Source organism: Halorhabdus sp. SVX81, assembly GCF_029207715.1.
Lineage (GTDB): Archaea > Halobacteriota > Halobacteria > Halobacteriales > Haloarculaceae > Halorhabdus.
Genome location: NZ_CP104322.1, coordinates 2,351,581 through 2,365,120, shown reverse-complemented (window position 1 = coordinate 2,365,120; position 13,540 = coordinate 2,351,581). Strand labels below are relative to the sequence as shown.

The window sequence follows — 13,540 nt, the reverse complement described above, 5'->3', positions numbered from 1 at the left end:
ATGCACACCGCTCGCCCCGTTCGCGTATCGGACCGGACGAACGGGTCGCGTTCGCGCAATCACAGACATACCGTGGGTTTTCCGGCGAATACTTCTTGAATCATTCGACTTAATTCGGATGCCAGGGGCTGAATCGTACATTTTTGCTCCCGACCGTGATCGGCTCGCCGATCGCCTGCATCCCGGAGACCAACGTCCATCCTGAACGAGTCGCTTTAGACGGTTGGCGTCCTGTCTGGACCTGTGACGACGCCACCGCAAATCGACGCCGCCGATCGCGTCGCTCTCGTCGGCATGGGTTCGGAACTCCGCGGCGACGACGCGGTCGGCCTCGAAGTTGTCCGTCGACTCGACGGGATCGGGGCCGACCGACTCCGCGTGATCGAGGGGGGCGTCGCGCCCGAGAATCAGACGGGCGTGATCCGTCGGTTCGAACCCGATTGGATCGTCCTGGTCGACGCTATCGCTTTCGGCGGCGACCCCGGCGACTCAAAGTGGATCGAGTCCGACGACCTCGGTGGCGAGTCCTTTTCGTCGCATAAGTCAACCCCGGCGATGTTGGAAACCTTTCTCACTCGCGAGATGGACGCCGACGTGGCGTTATTTGGCGTCGAGCCGGCCCGGATCGAATTCGGGACGGACCTGTCGTCGGCGGTCCAGCAGCGACTCGACGATCTGGTGGCGGAATTGAGCGATGCGCTCGGCGCTACTCAGTAGACGGGTGCCACCCGTCACCGTTCGAAGGTGTAGGATTCCGTGAAGGACTCCCGGTCTCCGTCCGCGAGCTCGAAGTCCTTGCCCATCACGATCGCGTCGGTCGGACACGACTCCTCACATTGCCCGCAGAACATGCATTTGGCCACGTCGTACGCCCAGGTGACGTTGCCGTCGTCGTCGGTCCCGACGACGATCGCGTCGGCCGCACAGTGGCGTTCACACATCCCACATCCGGTACAGGGGTCGGGATCGAACTCGACGGCGCCCCGGAAGCGGTCCGGGAGCGTGCGCTTGTTCTTCGGATACGATACTGTCGCCCGGTCTTTCCCGAGGGTCTTCAACGCCTCGGGGAGGAGTTTGCCTGGGAAGCTCATAGGAGTCCCTCCGCGTACAGTCCGACAGCCAGTACGAGTCCGATCTGGACGAGCCCGATCGGGACGAGCCACCGATAGAACACGTCGACGACCTGTTCGATCCGGAGGCGCGCGAGCACGCCCCTGAGTATCGAGAGGATGGCCACGATCGCGAGCGTCTTCACGAGGAAGACCGCGATCCCGAGCGCGGCCCCGGCGATCCCCTCGATCGATCCGGCCGGGTAGGGACCGCCGAGGAACAGCGCCGACAGCAGTGCCGCGCCGACGACGAGTTCGACGTCCTTCGTGAGTCGGAACAGCGCGAGCTTCCGACCCGAGTACTCGGCCAGCGCCCCGGTCGCGAGTTCGGACTCGGCCTCCGGCGCGTCGAAGGGGATGCGTTCGAGTTTGGCCTGCAGCGACAGCAATCCGATGACGAACGCCGGGGCGAAGACGAGCATGTGCAGCGGGTTCGACCCGACGAACGCGACGATGCTCGACAGTTCGAGCGTCCCCGCGGCGACCGCCGGCGCGAAACACGCGAGGAAGAACGGGATCTCGTAGCCGAACAGCTGCGTGATCGTCCGGGTGGTCCCGACCTGGCTGAAGACGTTCCCGGAGTACCAGCCGCCGAAGAACAGCGAGAACGACGGCAACGAGAGCAAGAAGAGGACGACGACCAGGTCGCCCTCGAAGGACATCGCCGCCGCCTCGCTCCAAACAGGGATGTACAGCATCGCGGTCAACACGCCGGCCAGCCCCGTCAGTGGCGCGGCCCGGTAGATCCGTTCGGTCGCGTTCTCGGGCACGGCCGACTCCTTGGCCAGTAGCTTCAGGAAGTCCGCCAGCGGCTGCAGCGGCGGCGGCCCCACGCGGTTCTGCAGGCGGGCGTAGAGCTTCCGGTCGACGTACTCGGCGGCCAGCGCGTAGGTGAACAGGAACGCAAAGCCGGGGAACACCAGCAGGTAGAGCAACCCGGTCGCGAGGTCGATCTCGAGGCTCACGGTCGGTCACCCTGGTCGAATTGTCGGTCGCCCGTCACCGATCCGCCGTCGGCGCGTTTGTCGTACCATTCCATGCCGTACTCACGCAATTCCTCGAGGTTGAACGAGTCCTCGCCGCCGTGGCTGCCGTCGGTCTCGACGCCGATCCGGGAGGTACAGGAGATACAGGGGTCGATCCCGGCGACGACGATCGGCGTGTCGGCGATGTAACTCCCGCGTAAGGCTTCGACGACGGTCGGCCAGTTGGCGAGCGTCGGCACCCGGATGTGGACGCGCTCGGGCGTGTCAGTGCCATCGGCCCGAATGTAGTAGATGAGTTCGCCACGCGGAGCCTCGTAGCGGCTGACGACGTCGCCCTCGGGGATCTGTGCCAGCAGCGCCTGGACCGGCTTCGGGCTGGCCTTGAGATCCCCGTCTGGAATATCCGCGGCGGCCTGGCGGATGATCGAGATGCTCTCGGCGATCTCGCGGATCCGAACCGTCGTGCGTGCCAGCAGGTCCCCCGCCGTCTCCGTGATGACGTCGAAGTCCAGCTCGTCGTAGGCGGCGTAGGGGGCGTCCTTGCGAACGTCGACAGGGAGTCCCGAGGCGCGCCCGACCGGCCCGGCCGCACAGTACTCGCGGGCGAGTTCGGTCGAGACGGTGCCGACGTCTTCACACCGCATCCGAACCGTCTCCTCGTTGGGGACCGTCTCGAGGTAGAAGTCGATCCGCTCCTCGAGTTCGTCCATCTTCGTCAGGACGGTCTCGCGTTGCTCGTCGGTGAGATCCTGGCGGACGCCGCCGATCGTGTTGATCGAGTAGTGGATCCGGTTGCCCGTGATCTCCTCGAGGAGGTCCAGGACGATCTCACGGTCGCGCCAGGCGTACTGCCAGAGGGTGTCGAAGCCGATCTCGTGGCCCGCGACCCCCAGCCAGAGCATGTGGCTGTGGATGCGCTCGAGTTCGCCGATCAGCGTCCGGATGTAGTTCGCCCGCCGGGGGACATCGAGATCGAGGAGGTCCTCGACGCCGATCACAAACGAAGACGTATGGGCGTGTGAACAGATGCCACAGATGCGTTCGAGCAGATAGATGTTCTCCAGGTAGCTTTTCGAGAGGACGGCCTGTTCGATCCCGCGGTGGTTGTACGACAGTTTGAGATCCGCCCCGGTGATGACCTCGCCGTCGACGGTCAGCGTGAAGTTCGCAGGTTCCTTCAGCGAGGGGTGCTGGGGACCGACCGGAATTTCCGTGCCTGAGACGTCTTCGGACATCAGTCGCTCACCTCCAGGTTCTCGGCCCGCAGCGGCGGCCCGCCGTCGAAGTCGTCGGCCAGCAGGAGTTTTTCCGGGTTCGGATGGCCTGTGACCTCGACGCCGAGCATGTCCATGAGTTCACGCTCGTACAGCGTCGCGCCAGGGAGGATGTCGGTGAGCGTCGCGATCGTGGGATCGTCCTTCGGGACGGTCGCTCGGATCGTGAGTTCGACGCCCTCACCCAGATTGCCGTCGTCGTACTCGCCGTACCGCAGGAAGTGATACAGCACCTCGATCTCGTCGCCGGCGTCGACGCCGGTGATCGTGACGAGGTGGGTGATGCCCAGTTCCTGCAGCGTCGTGACTGCATCGACCAGGTCGCTGCGGTCTGCGAGGGCGAACTCCAGGCGACCGTCGCCGTGTGCCGTCGAGGCGGCGATGAGGCTGGACAGTTCGTCGTCGAGCCTACGCTTCAGCTGGCTCGGCGTCATCCGATCCCTCCTGTGTCTCCGGGTCAGTTGCTTGCTGGTCTGTCGTTTCAGTCGGAACAGTCCCGTCGATACGGTTGCTTTCTTCGACGATCTCGGGTTTGTTCTCGGCGAGGCGTTCGGCTTTGGCCTCCTGGCCAGCCTCTTCTAGCAGTGTGACGATCCCGTCGATCAGCGTCTCGGGCGAGATCGGACACCCGGGGATGTACATATCGACGGGAATCACGTCGTCGATGCCCTCGTGGCAGTTGTAACAGTCCTGGAAGACGCCGCCAGTCGCGGCACACGACCCGGCTGCGATGACCAGCTTCGGCTCGGGCATCTGCTCGTAGATGCGCTCCAGCCGGGGAGCCATCTGCTTGGTCACCGGCCCCGTGGCGACGAGGATGTCGGCGTGCCGGGGCGTGTCCTTCTGCTGGATGCCGAAGCGCTCGATGTCGTATCTGGGCATCAGCGCGTCCAGCGTCTCGATGTCACAGCCGTTGCAACTCCCGCAGTTCAGGTGGAGTATCCACGGCGATCGGTTCCGCGCCCAGTCGGTGATCCGTCCCATGTGTGTTATCTCCCTGGTTGTGGTCGACCCGCTTCGACGATCGCAAACAGCGCCAACCCGACGACAGCGAGCAGCGGCACGCCCAGCAACGCCCCGTTCGCGTCAAGCGGGATCGTGGCGACGAGCAAGACGGCAACGTGAATGATCGTAAAGCCGATCCCGACGTGATAGAGCCGATATCGCGGCTGTCCCTGGCTGCTCGGCGGTTCCTCACCGCTGGCCCACGCCGTCCGAAACTCATCGTCCGTCTTCTCGCGGTCGGATGCGATCCGGTCACCCACATCATCAATACCCAGACCTATAAGAAGAAAGATAGCAAATGCGAGCGGTGGTGCGAGAAGGATATCAATCACCATTTCGGGTTAAAAATACGATATTCTAGCCAATAAAGCTTGTCTCGATTGTAGATATTTGGTTTCCGTCGTGAAAAATCGGGAAGGAAGAGCAGGCACGTCCGATCATATCACAATATGTATGTGATTCTGTTGTGGTAGACCCCGGCTGACGTGAGTCACAAGAGTTTTCGCGGATGACATCCGCGTTTCACCCGATGAGTACCTATACCGCGACCGTGACCGTCAAGCTCAAGCAGGGGGTGCTCGATCCCGAGGCGGAGACGACCCGGGAGGCGCTCGAACGGCTCGGCTTCGAGCTCGAGGCCCTCCGGGCGGCCGACCGCTTCGAGATCGATCTGGAGGCAGCCGACAGCGAGGCGGCCAGAGACCGCGTCGAGGCGATGGCCGAGCGCCTGCTCGCGAATCCGACCATCCACGACTACGAGGTTGCGATCGAGGACCAATGACCGTCGCCGTCATTCAGTTCGGCGGGAGCAACTGCGATCGAGACACCGTCCAGGCCCTGGAGTCCGTCGGCGTCGCGGCCGAACTCGTCTGGCACGAGGATGACCTGCCGGACGATGCCGAAGGGATCGTCCTCCCCGGCGGGTTCTCGTATGGCGACTTCCTCCGGGCGGGCGCGATGGCCGCCCACTCGCCGATCATGGCCGAGGTTCGGGCGGCCGCCGACGATGGCACGCCCGTGCTGGGGATCTGCAACGGAGCCCAGATCGGGTGTGAGGCCTCGCTCACCCCTGGCGCGTTCACCACCAACGAGAGCGCCCGCTTCCAGTGTGAGCACGTCCACCTCCGCGTCGAGAATAGCGAGACGCCCTGGACGAGTCAGTACGAGGAAGGCGAAGTCATCGAGCTACCGATCGCCCACGGCGAGGGGCGCTTCGAGATCAGCGACGATCGCCTCGACGCCCTGGAGTCCGAGGATCGGATTCTGTTCCGGTACTGTGACGCCGAGGGGAATGTCTCGCCCGAGGCCAACCCCAACGGTTCGAAACACGCCGTCGCGGGCGTCACCGGCGAGTCCGATCACGTCGCCGTCATGATGCCCCATCCCGAACGGATGGCCCTCGCCGACATCGGCGGGACAGACGGGCGCGGCGTCCTTTCCGGGTTCGCCTGATCGGTTTCCGCTCGTCTTCGGGAGGTTCTAAGGCGCTGATTCGTCTCTCTCCGCAGTCTTTCCCTCCGAAAAATATAATGAACTATTATGTTGGTGCCGGCTGAACATCTAACGGGGTGCCCACATGCCAGTAACAGACCTCGCCCGAAGCGACGTAGTCACAGCACAGCCGGAGACGCCGGTCACCGAACTCGCCGGTCGGATGGATGCCGAAGACGTCGGCAGCGTCGTCATCACCGACGACGACACACCGGTCGGAATCGTCACGGACCGTGATCTTGCCATCCGTGTGCTCGGCAAGCAACGCGACCGGACTGAAACGACGGCCGCGGACGTCATGACGGAGGACCTCGAGACGATCGAGGCAGACGCCGGGTTCTACGAGGCGACGAACCTGATGAGCGAGAGCGGCGTCCGTCGACTGCCGGTCATCGACGGGGCGGAACTCTCCGGAATCATTACTGCGGACGACCTGACAGAACTCATCGCCGACGAGGAACAGCAACTCGCCTCGACCATCCGCGCCCAGCGGCCGGCGTACTGACGCGCCGGTGGCGGGCGGCTCGATTTTTCCGGCGGTGACTTACCTCACTCGAACAGTCCCTCGACGTCCGCTTCCCGACTTTCCCGCCGGTCGACGTGTTCGCTCAGTCGTTGCCGGATGATCGCCCGATCGTCCGGTCTCCGGACGTAATCGAAGACGAACGTAACGAACTGACTGCCCTCGTCGCCGGCCTCAAGGTCGGCTTCGGCGTACTCGATCGCTGCGTCCAGCAGGTTCTCGTCGCCCTCGACCTCGGCGATCGCGTCGGCAGCTAGCGTCGTCTCTTCGAAGTCCAGATCGGTCAGCTCGACCCCCTCGCCGTGGTGGGTCATCGTCGGCGGGTCGGTGTCCTCGACGTGAGCGGGGTCGGCTTCGAGTGCAGCGAGGTACGCCCGCACGGGGACGAGGTTCACGCCCTGATACTCCTCCGGATACCCCTCCAGATACGTCTGTGCGCGGCCGGCGAGTTTCCGCGCGCCGGATTCGTTGTCGACGGTCGCGTGGTGAATGGCGACGGTGAACTGGATGAGTCCCTGGAGGAAGTCCTTGGGTTCCTGGCGGCCTCCCATCCCGATCCACGGTGCTTCCCAGGCATCGTGGGTGATCCGATAGTACCCGGCGTTGTAGAGCGCGATCCCGGCCCGCAAAGCGGCGTCCATGCGGTTCGTTCGGACCTGCTCCGACAAAACGCCTCTGTCTGTAGTCCCGTGCCCGACGGATGGCAGCCCTCCCGGCTGCCCGAGTCAGACAGATTTTTGCACGCATCGGGGAAATTTGCGGTAGATGGTCCCCGTTCGCGCACTGTTCGGCCGGGCGAAAGCCCGCGTCCTCGACGACCTTCGGACGGACCCGTATCTCCCTGCCGTGCTCGTCCTGGCGGCGGTGCTGTCGGGCTTTTGGTTCTGGCACCGGCTCCCGAACGTCGCTACCAGAGACGAGTGGAGCCGGGCGCTCGATCCTCTCGTCGCCTTCCGGTCGGTCGTCGCCGATCCGAGCTACGAGGGACTCAAGGAGGGCGTCGCGTGGGGTCGGGTCCCGTTCGGGGCGACGTTTTACCTGTTCGGACTGGCCCTCATTCCGATGATTGCCGTTGCAGTCCTGACCGGCACCCTCGATGCGATCATGGGCCCCGTCCAGATCAGCTGGGACTTCGGTCACTTCCCGACCTGGGACGGGATTCCGGCGTGGTTCTGGACCGGCTACATCGGGCTGATCCGGCTGTTCAATGTCGCCTTTGCGATCGGCTCGGTCTATCTCACCTACCGGATCGCCACGACGATCGCCGACCGGTCGACCGGCCGGCTCGCGGCGCTTTTGTTGACGTTGACCTTCGGGTTTCTCACGATCGCCCACGAGGGCGGCGAGGATATGCCGGCGCTGTTTTTCCTGTTGATCGCCCTCTATCTGCTGATCTGGTACGTCAGATCGGGGGAGACGTGGACGTTCTACGGCGCGAGCGCGACCGGCGGCGTCGCGATGGCGTTCAAACTCACGACCGCCCCCGTGATCGGGTTGATCGTGGTCGCCCACCTGCTTCGTGCCCGCGGGAGTGACGACTGGCCGGCATCGCTGTACCGTCCGCGATTGATCGGGATCGGTGGGGCGCTTGGCTTGCTCGCCATCGTGGTCGGGCTCCCGACGACGCTCGTCGGTGCCTTCGAGCCGGTACTCAGCCGGATCGGCGGTCACTCCATCAGCCGCCCGGGAAGCCCACACGGACCGACTGCGCCGGTGTGGTGGTGGTTCGCCCGTGGCTACTTCAGTGGCCTCGGCCTCCCGCTGTTCGCCGCGAGTGTCGCTGGCGTCGTCGCCGCCCTCGTCCGCGCCGGTCGCCGCCGCGCGAACGCGGGGACATTGCTCGTCCTGGCTGGGATCGGCGGATTCCTGGTGCTGTACGTCCCCTGGCACGACTTCCGCGTCCACCACCTCCTGCCGACGTTCCCGTTGCTCGCGATCCTCGTCGCAACCTGGCTCGTCCGGCTGCGCGACCGTCGGCAAACTGTCGCCCGCGTCCTCACGGTCGGCCTGGTGATCTCCTCAGGCGTCTACGCCGGCGTCGGCGTCGCGGGGTATGCCGACATGCCACGCGACCAGGCTGCCGCATGGATGGACGACCGCGTCGGGGACAACGAGACGATCGAGTCCTATCGGTGGCACTTCCAGGACACCGCTGTCCCGCACGGTGCGACCGTGACCTACCGGGAAGGCGAGTTCACCGCCTGTCCCGAGTACATCATGCTGACCTATCGCGACCTGGTGTATCTCGACGACACCTATCTCCGGAACTCGCCACGGCGACAGGCGTACATCCGGGGGCTACTCGACGGTAACTACAGTTACGAGATCGTCACGGAGTTCGGGTCGCGACCGCCCGCGTACGTCCCACAGCGACCGACGCCCGGGTCACTGCTCGAACTGCTTCCATACGGCATCGTCCCGCAGGTCGATCAGCACGGCGACGAACAGGAACTCCAGCCCAATCAGTTCACGGTGATCCTCCAGTCGACTGGCGAGTGTCGGTCGGACCGTGGGCCACCGTTCTGAGTGCCGGTCCCCGACCGCGTCACCCTTCTTCGCCACTCCGGAGCGACGCCCGATCGATCCCGAGGGCGGGATACCACCCGGCGAGCGCCGGGAGGTAGACGCCGAGGAAGCGGTCAACGAAGACGACGGGGACGATCGCCGCACTCGGGACGCCGAGCGCGACGAAGACCGCCGTCGTCGTCGCTTCTGTCACGCCGAACCCGCCGGGCGTCAGCGGCAACAGCGTCACGCTGTAGGCCATCACGAGGTAGAGTGGGACGAGCGCGGCGGGTTCGAAGGCGACGCCGAAGCCGGCCAACAGCAACAGGACACGCGCGCCGGGTGCGAGCACCATCGCCACGACCCAGCCAGCGGTGTACCGGACCCAGACGCCCGGATCGAGGGCGATCCTCCGGAACGCGACCGTCGCGTCGGCCGTGAACGAGACTGCGTCTTCGGCCTGGGCAGCGAGTCGATCGCCGACCTTCGGGAGATAGCCGAGCAAGCGCGTCACGCCGCCGAACACCCAGTCCAGCCGTTCGAGGTTCGTCCCGGCGGCGAGGACGACCGCCCCGGCCAGCAGATAGAGCGCGATCGAGAGCGCGAGGACGGTAGCGAGACCGATCGAGAGGCGCCCGATGGCCAAGGCGAGCCCGACGGTCGCGACCGCCCCGTACAGCACTGCGTACAGTGCCGTGTGGACGCCGGAGACGGCGGTCGCGTCGGCGTAGGAGATCCCTAGCTTGCTCCGGAGGACGAACGGCGCGGCGAGTCGGCCCGTCAACCGCGACGGGAGGAGCTGGTTGACAAAATTGACGATCAGGTCGACGCGCCCGGCCGTCCGGCGGTCGGTCGGCTGGATCGGGGCAAGCGTCGCCGCCCACGTGTCGAAACGCGCGAGCAGCCCGAGGACGGTCACAGCGAGCAGCGCCAGCACCGTGAGCGCGTCGAGGCCGGCGAGCAACGACGCCGCTTCGGCGGGATCAGTCTGTGAGGCCGCCCACGCGAGAGCGACGAGCGCAATCACGTACTGCGCGAGCGTGACGGCCATGTCGCGGAGTTGACTTTCGGTCACATCACTCACCACCGTCGGTTTTGGGTCCATCTTCGCCTGTCCCACTCTCCACAACCTCACGGGCCGAAACGAACCGGAAGTCGCTCGACAGAATCCGCTCGATGGCCCGGCGCATCCACGCCCCGGTGTGCCAGTATACTCGCGAGGGGACGCCCTCGACGTCGGGCAACTCCACGCACTCCCAGGGGTGGACGTACAGGATCGGCGTGATTCCCCGGCGGGCCAGCCATCGCATTCCCAGGATCGTATATCGCGGGCCGAAAAACCGGAGCCAGGTCCCGGTCAGTGGCAGCCGCAGCCCGGGCATGACGCTGACCGGTAGTTCCCGCATATCCGCGGGTGCGTCGGCGTCGATCCCCGTGGCCGGCGTCGGTCGATGGACGTCGTACTCGCCGCCGTACCAGCCCGGGATCGCCCGACTCGAAACGATACTCGAATCGTAGGTGTAGCCCGCTTGCGCGAGCACTTCGAAGTGATCGTCGGCCAGATCGAACGCGGGGGCGCGAAAGCCATGGACATTCCGGCCGGTCGTTTCGATCAGCATCTTCCGTGAACGCTCGATCTCCTCGCGCTGCGTTGCCGAGTCGAGAGCTGACAGCAGCCGATGGGTATGCGTATGTGAACCGATTTCGTGGCCGGCGTCGGCGAACGCCCGGATCGCCCCGGGATGGGAGTCGGCGAGTTCGCTGACGATGAAGCCCGTCGATCGCGCGTCGTGTTCGGCAAGTGCGTCCCTGAGGAACGAAAGACCGTCGAGACCGATTCCCGCTCTCTCAGCGGAGCCGTTGGCGTTACGGTACGCGGGCGTCTGGGAGAACAGTTCCACGTCGATCGAGAGGACCGCCCGCCGGTCAGTCATCGCGCTCGTCGAGTTCGGCCCGGAGCAGGCTCAGCTCCTCGTTGAGCGTCGAGACGCGCTCCGCGAGCCGGCCGAGGCGATCGAACAGATACGTCACGACCACGAACAGTGTCAGGTTCGAGAGCACCAGCATCGCCCGGGCCTTCCATTCGAGACCCAGTACCGTCGCGACGACCTCGAAGGTGTTCGGGAAGGCCGCGACGAAGATCAACCCACCGCCCAGGACGAGCGACAGTGCGAGGATGGCAAGATCCTCCCGGCCGCGATCGACGAGGCGATAGGCGTTCCAGAGGAAGGCGACTCCCACGAGCACGGCGAGGACGTTGACGAGGCTATAGGTCATGAATCTCGAAAGAGCAGGACCCGGAGGATGGCGTCGGTCATGCGCAGCGGGTAGAGTGCAAAGGTCTCGACTGTGAACTGCGAGGACCCCGTCTCCCGGGTCGGCATCGCGATCGAGACCTCCCGGATGTCCATCTCGCGTCTGGCGGCCTCCAGGGTCTGTTCGACCGCCCAGTGTTTGTCCGAGCGATGCAACAACCGTTCCAAGGCGGTGACACGATAGACGCGGAACCCGCTCGTGACGTCCGTGACGTTGACGCCGCCCAGGACGTTGACGACCGCCGTAAACGACCGGATCCCGAGGTCTCGGAGCCACGAATACTCCTGGAAACTCTCGTTGAGATACCGGCTGCCGATCACCATGTCCGCGTCCTCGGCCACCGAGAGCAGCCGTGGAATCTCTTCGGGGTCGTGCTGGCCGTCCGCATCGACCTGCACGACGAAGTCGAAGTCGTTCCGGATGGCGTACCGGTAGCCCGTCCGGACTGCGCCACCGACGCCCGTGTTGTAGACGTGTTCGATCACCGTCGCACCCACTTGCCGGGCGAGCTGGGGTGTCCCGTCCGTCGAACCGTCGTCGACTACGACGACCTCCTCGACGTGACGACTCGTCCCGTCGACGACAGACTCGATCGTCTCACGTTCGTTGTACGCGGGGATGACGGCGACCGTTCGCACGGTAGGATCGCCTCCGTGCGATCACTTAGGCGTATCGTTCCCGGTGCATCGCTTGGGCGTCTCGCTCGCAACGCATCACTCAGGCGTCCCGTTCGAAACCCACTAGTGAGTCGCCCGCGTCCCGGCAGACAATGACCGGCACCCGGACCGTCGTCGTGGGGCTCGACGGCGCGAGCTGGCGGCTGCTCGACCCCTGGATCGCGGCCGGCGACCTCCCGAACCTCGCCGCCCTCCGGGATTCGGGCTCGTGGGCCGAGACCGAGAGCTGTCTTCCGCCCGTGACCTTCCCGAACTGGAAGTGCTACTCCGCGGGAAAGGACCCTGGCGGGTTCGGCGTCTTCTGGTTCGAGCACGTCGACCTCGCGGCCGGCGAGATCACCGTCGCCGACGGCAGCGACTACCACACCGCCGAACTCTGGGACTATCTCGCGGCTGACGGCCAATCGACGGGTGTCGTCAACATGCCGACGATGTACCCGCCACGAGAGATCGACGGCGCGTCGATCGTCGCCGGCGGTCCCGACGCCGTCGAGGGCGAGTACCGCTCGATCTCCGGCGGCTACACCCACCCGCCGGAACTCGAATCCGAGATCGAATCGCGCTTCGACTACCAGGTCCACCCGGACCCCCTGCTCTCCGGCAACGACGAACGTGGGGCCGAGGTCGAGGCGATCCTCGACGTTCTGGAGATGCGTTTCGAGGTCACGCTGTGGCTGCTCGAGGAGCGCGAGCGCGATTTCGTCCACGTCACGCTGTTCTATCTCAACGTCCTCCATCACTTCTTCTGGGACGCGGAACCGACCCATCGGGCGTGGCAACTCGTCGACGAGTACCTCGGTCGCCTGGCGGACATCGACGACCTCAACGTCGTCCTCATGTCAGACCACGGCAGCGCCCCCACCACGACGGAGTTCTACGTCAACGAGTGGCTTGCCGAGAATGGCTATCAGGCCCGCACGGCGACGATCGACGATACCCTGCGGCGGATCGGCCTCGACCGTGAGACCGCCCTCGGCGTGGCCAAGCGCCTCGGGATCGTCGACGTGCTCGCCACGGTCGTTCCCGAACGCCTCCAGGCACTCGTGCCCCAACAGGCGGGACTCAAGCGCGATCGCAAGCTCGAAGCGATCGACCTCGACCGGACGAAGGCAGTCGCGAGCGGGCAGGGCCCGATCTATCTCAACCCCGACTTCGACGACGCATCGGTCCGCGAGTCGTTGATGGCCGACCTCAAAACAGTCGAGGACAGCGAGGGACCGCTGTTCGACGGCGTCTATCGGGGTGAAGACGTCTATTCGGGACCATACGTCGAAGAAGGTCCGGAGATCGTCCTCGACATGCGCCCCGGCGTCCACGTCAACGACGGCGTCGGCGGCGGCGAGATCACGGCCGGCCCGGATCGCTGGGCGGCCGAGAACACCCGCCACGGCATCTTCCTCGCGAACGGCCCGGACTTCACGGCCAGCGGGCAACTCGACCGGATCAGCATTCTCGACATGGCCCCGACGCTGCTGGTCGCGGCCGGGTGTGACGTCCCCCACGACATGACTGGCGAGGTGCTGCCGATCGTCGCCGGCGATCCCGACTGGGGCCGGCGTGATCCGATCCGGATCGACGAGGGGGGACGCGGTGAGGCCGGCGAGGAAGTCGCCGACCGCCTCCAGCAACTCGGTTACATGGAGTGAGGGCCGAG

17 protein-coding genes are annotated in these 13,540 nt (G+C 65.4%); 6 read left to right on the top strand and 11 right to left on the bottom strand.

Annotated elements, in window-relative coordinates; translation table 11 throughout:
- Positions 1 to 243 precede the first annotated feature (243 nt).
- Complete coding sequence (locus tag SVXhr_RS11850) at positions 244 to 717, top strand: hydrogenase maturation protease (RefSeq protein ID WP_275737402.1); 474 nt, start codon at positions 244 to 246, stop codon at positions 715 to 717.
- Positions 718 to 731: 14 nt separating this feature from the next.
- Here the strand turns inward: SVXhr_RS11850 and SVXhr_RS11845 are convergent, their stop codons facing one another.
- The 6 genes from SVXhr_RS11845 to SVXhr_RS11820 are packed head-to-tail and all read right to left on the bottom strand — an operon-like array spanning position 732 to position 4,634.
- Positions 732 to 1,091: a 4Fe-4S dicluster domain-containing protein gene (locus SVXhr_RS11845; RefSeq protein ID WP_275737401.1), complete on the bottom strand. Its 360-nt coding sequence runs from the start codon at positions 1,089 to 1,091 to the stop codon at positions 732 to 734.
- The gene (locus SVXhr_RS11840; RefSeq protein WP_275737400.1) at positions 1,088 to 2,074 is read right to left on the bottom strand and encodes a complex I subunit 1 family protein; all 987 of its coding nucleotides are present in this window, start codon (positions 2,072 to 2,074) and stop codon (positions 1,088 to 1,090) included. The genes SVXhr_RS11845 and SVXhr_RS11840 overlap by 4 nt, the downstream gene beginning before the upstream one ends.
- On the bottom strand, positions 2,071 to 3,330 hold the full coding sequence (locus SVXhr_RS11835) for a nickel-dependent hydrogenase large subunit (protein WP_275737399.1): 1,260 nt from the start codon (positions 3,328 to 3,330) through the stop codon (positions 2,071 to 2,073). The genes SVXhr_RS11840 and SVXhr_RS11835 overlap by 4 nt, the downstream gene beginning before the upstream one ends.
- Positions 3,330 to 3,803, bottom strand: a complete 474-nt coding sequence (locus SVXhr_RS11830; RefSeq protein WP_275737398.1) for an NADH-quinone oxidoreductase subunit C — start codon at positions 3,801 to 3,803, stop codon at positions 3,330 to 3,332. The genes SVXhr_RS11835 and SVXhr_RS11830 overlap by 1 nt, the downstream gene beginning before the upstream one ends.
- Entirely contained in the window at positions 3,778 to 4,353 is a 576-nt protein-coding gene (locus SVXhr_RS11825; protein ID WP_275737397.1) for an NADH-quinone oxidoreductase subunit B family protein, read from the bottom strand. The genes SVXhr_RS11830 and SVXhr_RS11825 overlap by 26 nt, the downstream gene beginning before the upstream one ends.
- Positions 4,354 to 4,358: 5 nt before the next feature.
- On the bottom strand, positions 4,359 to 4,634 hold the full coding sequence (locus tag SVXhr_RS11820) for a hypothetical protein (protein WP_275737396.1): 276 nt from the start codon (positions 4,632 to 4,634) through the stop codon (positions 4,359 to 4,361).
- Between the two features lie 269 nt (positions 4,635 to 4,903).
- On the opposite strand from SVXhr_RS11820, the gene purS reads away from it, so the two are divergent.
- The 3 genes from purS (at position 4,904) to SVXhr_RS11805 (ending at position 6,370) form a co-directional block, all read left to right on the top strand.
- Positions 4,904 to 5,155: a phosphoribosylformylglycinamidine synthase subunit PurS gene (gene purS / locus SVXhr_RS11815; RefSeq protein WP_275737395.1), complete on the top strand. Its 252-nt coding sequence runs from the start codon at positions 4,904 to 4,906 to the stop codon at positions 5,153 to 5,155.
- Entirely contained in the window at positions 5,152 to 5,826 is a 675-nt protein-coding gene (gene purQ, locus SVXhr_RS11810) for a phosphoribosylformylglycinamidine synthase I (RefSeq protein ID WP_275737394.1), read from the top strand. The genes purS and purQ overlap by 4 nt, the downstream gene beginning before the upstream one ends.
- Positions 5,827 to 5,950: 124 nt before the next feature.
- Entirely contained in the window at positions 5,951 to 6,370 is a 420-nt protein-coding gene (locus SVXhr_RS11805; RefSeq protein ID WP_275737393.1) for a CBS domain-containing protein, read from the top strand.
- A gap of 44 nt (positions 6,371 to 6,414) precedes the next feature.
- On the opposite strand, the gene SVXhr_RS11800 is transcribed toward SVXhr_RS11805, so the two are convergent.
- The gene (locus SVXhr_RS11800; RefSeq protein ID WP_275737392.1) at positions 6,415 to 7,029 is read right to left on the bottom strand and encodes a DUF309 domain-containing protein; all 615 of its coding nucleotides are present in this window, start codon (positions 7,027 to 7,029) and stop codon (positions 6,415 to 6,417) included.
- Positions 7,030 to 7,153: 124 nt separating this feature from the next.
- Here SVXhr_RS11800 and SVXhr_RS11795 point away from each other — a divergent pair, with 124 nt between their 5' ends.
- Positions 7,154 to 8,914, top strand: a complete 1,761-nt coding sequence (locus SVXhr_RS11795; protein WP_275737391.1) for a glycosyltransferase family 39 protein — start codon at positions 7,154 to 7,156, stop codon at positions 8,912 to 8,914.
- Positions 8,915 to 8,933: 19 nt separating this feature from the next.
- Here the strand turns inward: SVXhr_RS11795 and SVXhr_RS11790 are convergent, their stop codons facing one another.
- From SVXhr_RS11790 to SVXhr_RS11775, 4 genes are read right to left on the bottom strand one after another with little or no spacing between them, the layout of a single operon-like run.
- The gene (locus SVXhr_RS11790; RefSeq protein WP_275737390.1) at positions 8,934 to 9,968 is read right to left on the bottom strand and encodes a lysylphosphatidylglycerol synthase transmembrane domain-containing protein; all 1,035 of its coding nucleotides are present in this window, start codon (positions 9,966 to 9,968) and stop codon (positions 8,934 to 8,936) included.
- Position 9,969: 1 nt separating this feature from the next.
- Positions 9,970 to 10,827 carry a polysaccharide deacetylase family protein gene (locus tag SVXhr_RS11785; RefSeq protein WP_275737389.1) on the bottom strand — a complete coding sequence of 286 codons (858 nt, stop codon included), beginning with the start codon at positions 10,825 to 10,827 and terminating at the stop codon, positions 9,970 to 9,972.
- Positions 10,820 to 11,170, bottom strand: coding sequence for a DUF2304 domain-containing protein (locus tag SVXhr_RS11780; RefSeq protein ID WP_275737388.1), 351 nt, complete (start codon positions 11,168 to 11,170; stop codon positions 10,820 to 10,822). Before SVXhr_RS11780 ends, SVXhr_RS11785 begins: the two co-directional genes overlap by 8 nt.
- Positions 11,167 to 11,847 (bottom strand): glycosyltransferase family 2 protein, encoded by a 681-nt coding sequence (locus SVXhr_RS11775; RefSeq protein ID WP_275737387.1) that lies wholly within the window; start codon positions 11,845 to 11,847, stop codon positions 11,167 to 11,169. Before SVXhr_RS11775 ends, SVXhr_RS11780 begins: the two co-directional genes overlap by 4 nt.
- Positions 11,848 to 11,978: 131 nt before the next feature.
- Between SVXhr_RS11775 and SVXhr_RS11770 the strand changes: the two genes are divergently transcribed.
- Positions 11,979 to 13,532, top strand: a complete 1,554-nt coding sequence (locus tag SVXhr_RS11770) for an alkaline phosphatase family protein (protein WP_275737386.1) — start codon at positions 11,979 to 11,981, stop codon at positions 13,530 to 13,532.
- Positions 13,533 to 13,540: the final 8 nt, after the last annotated feature.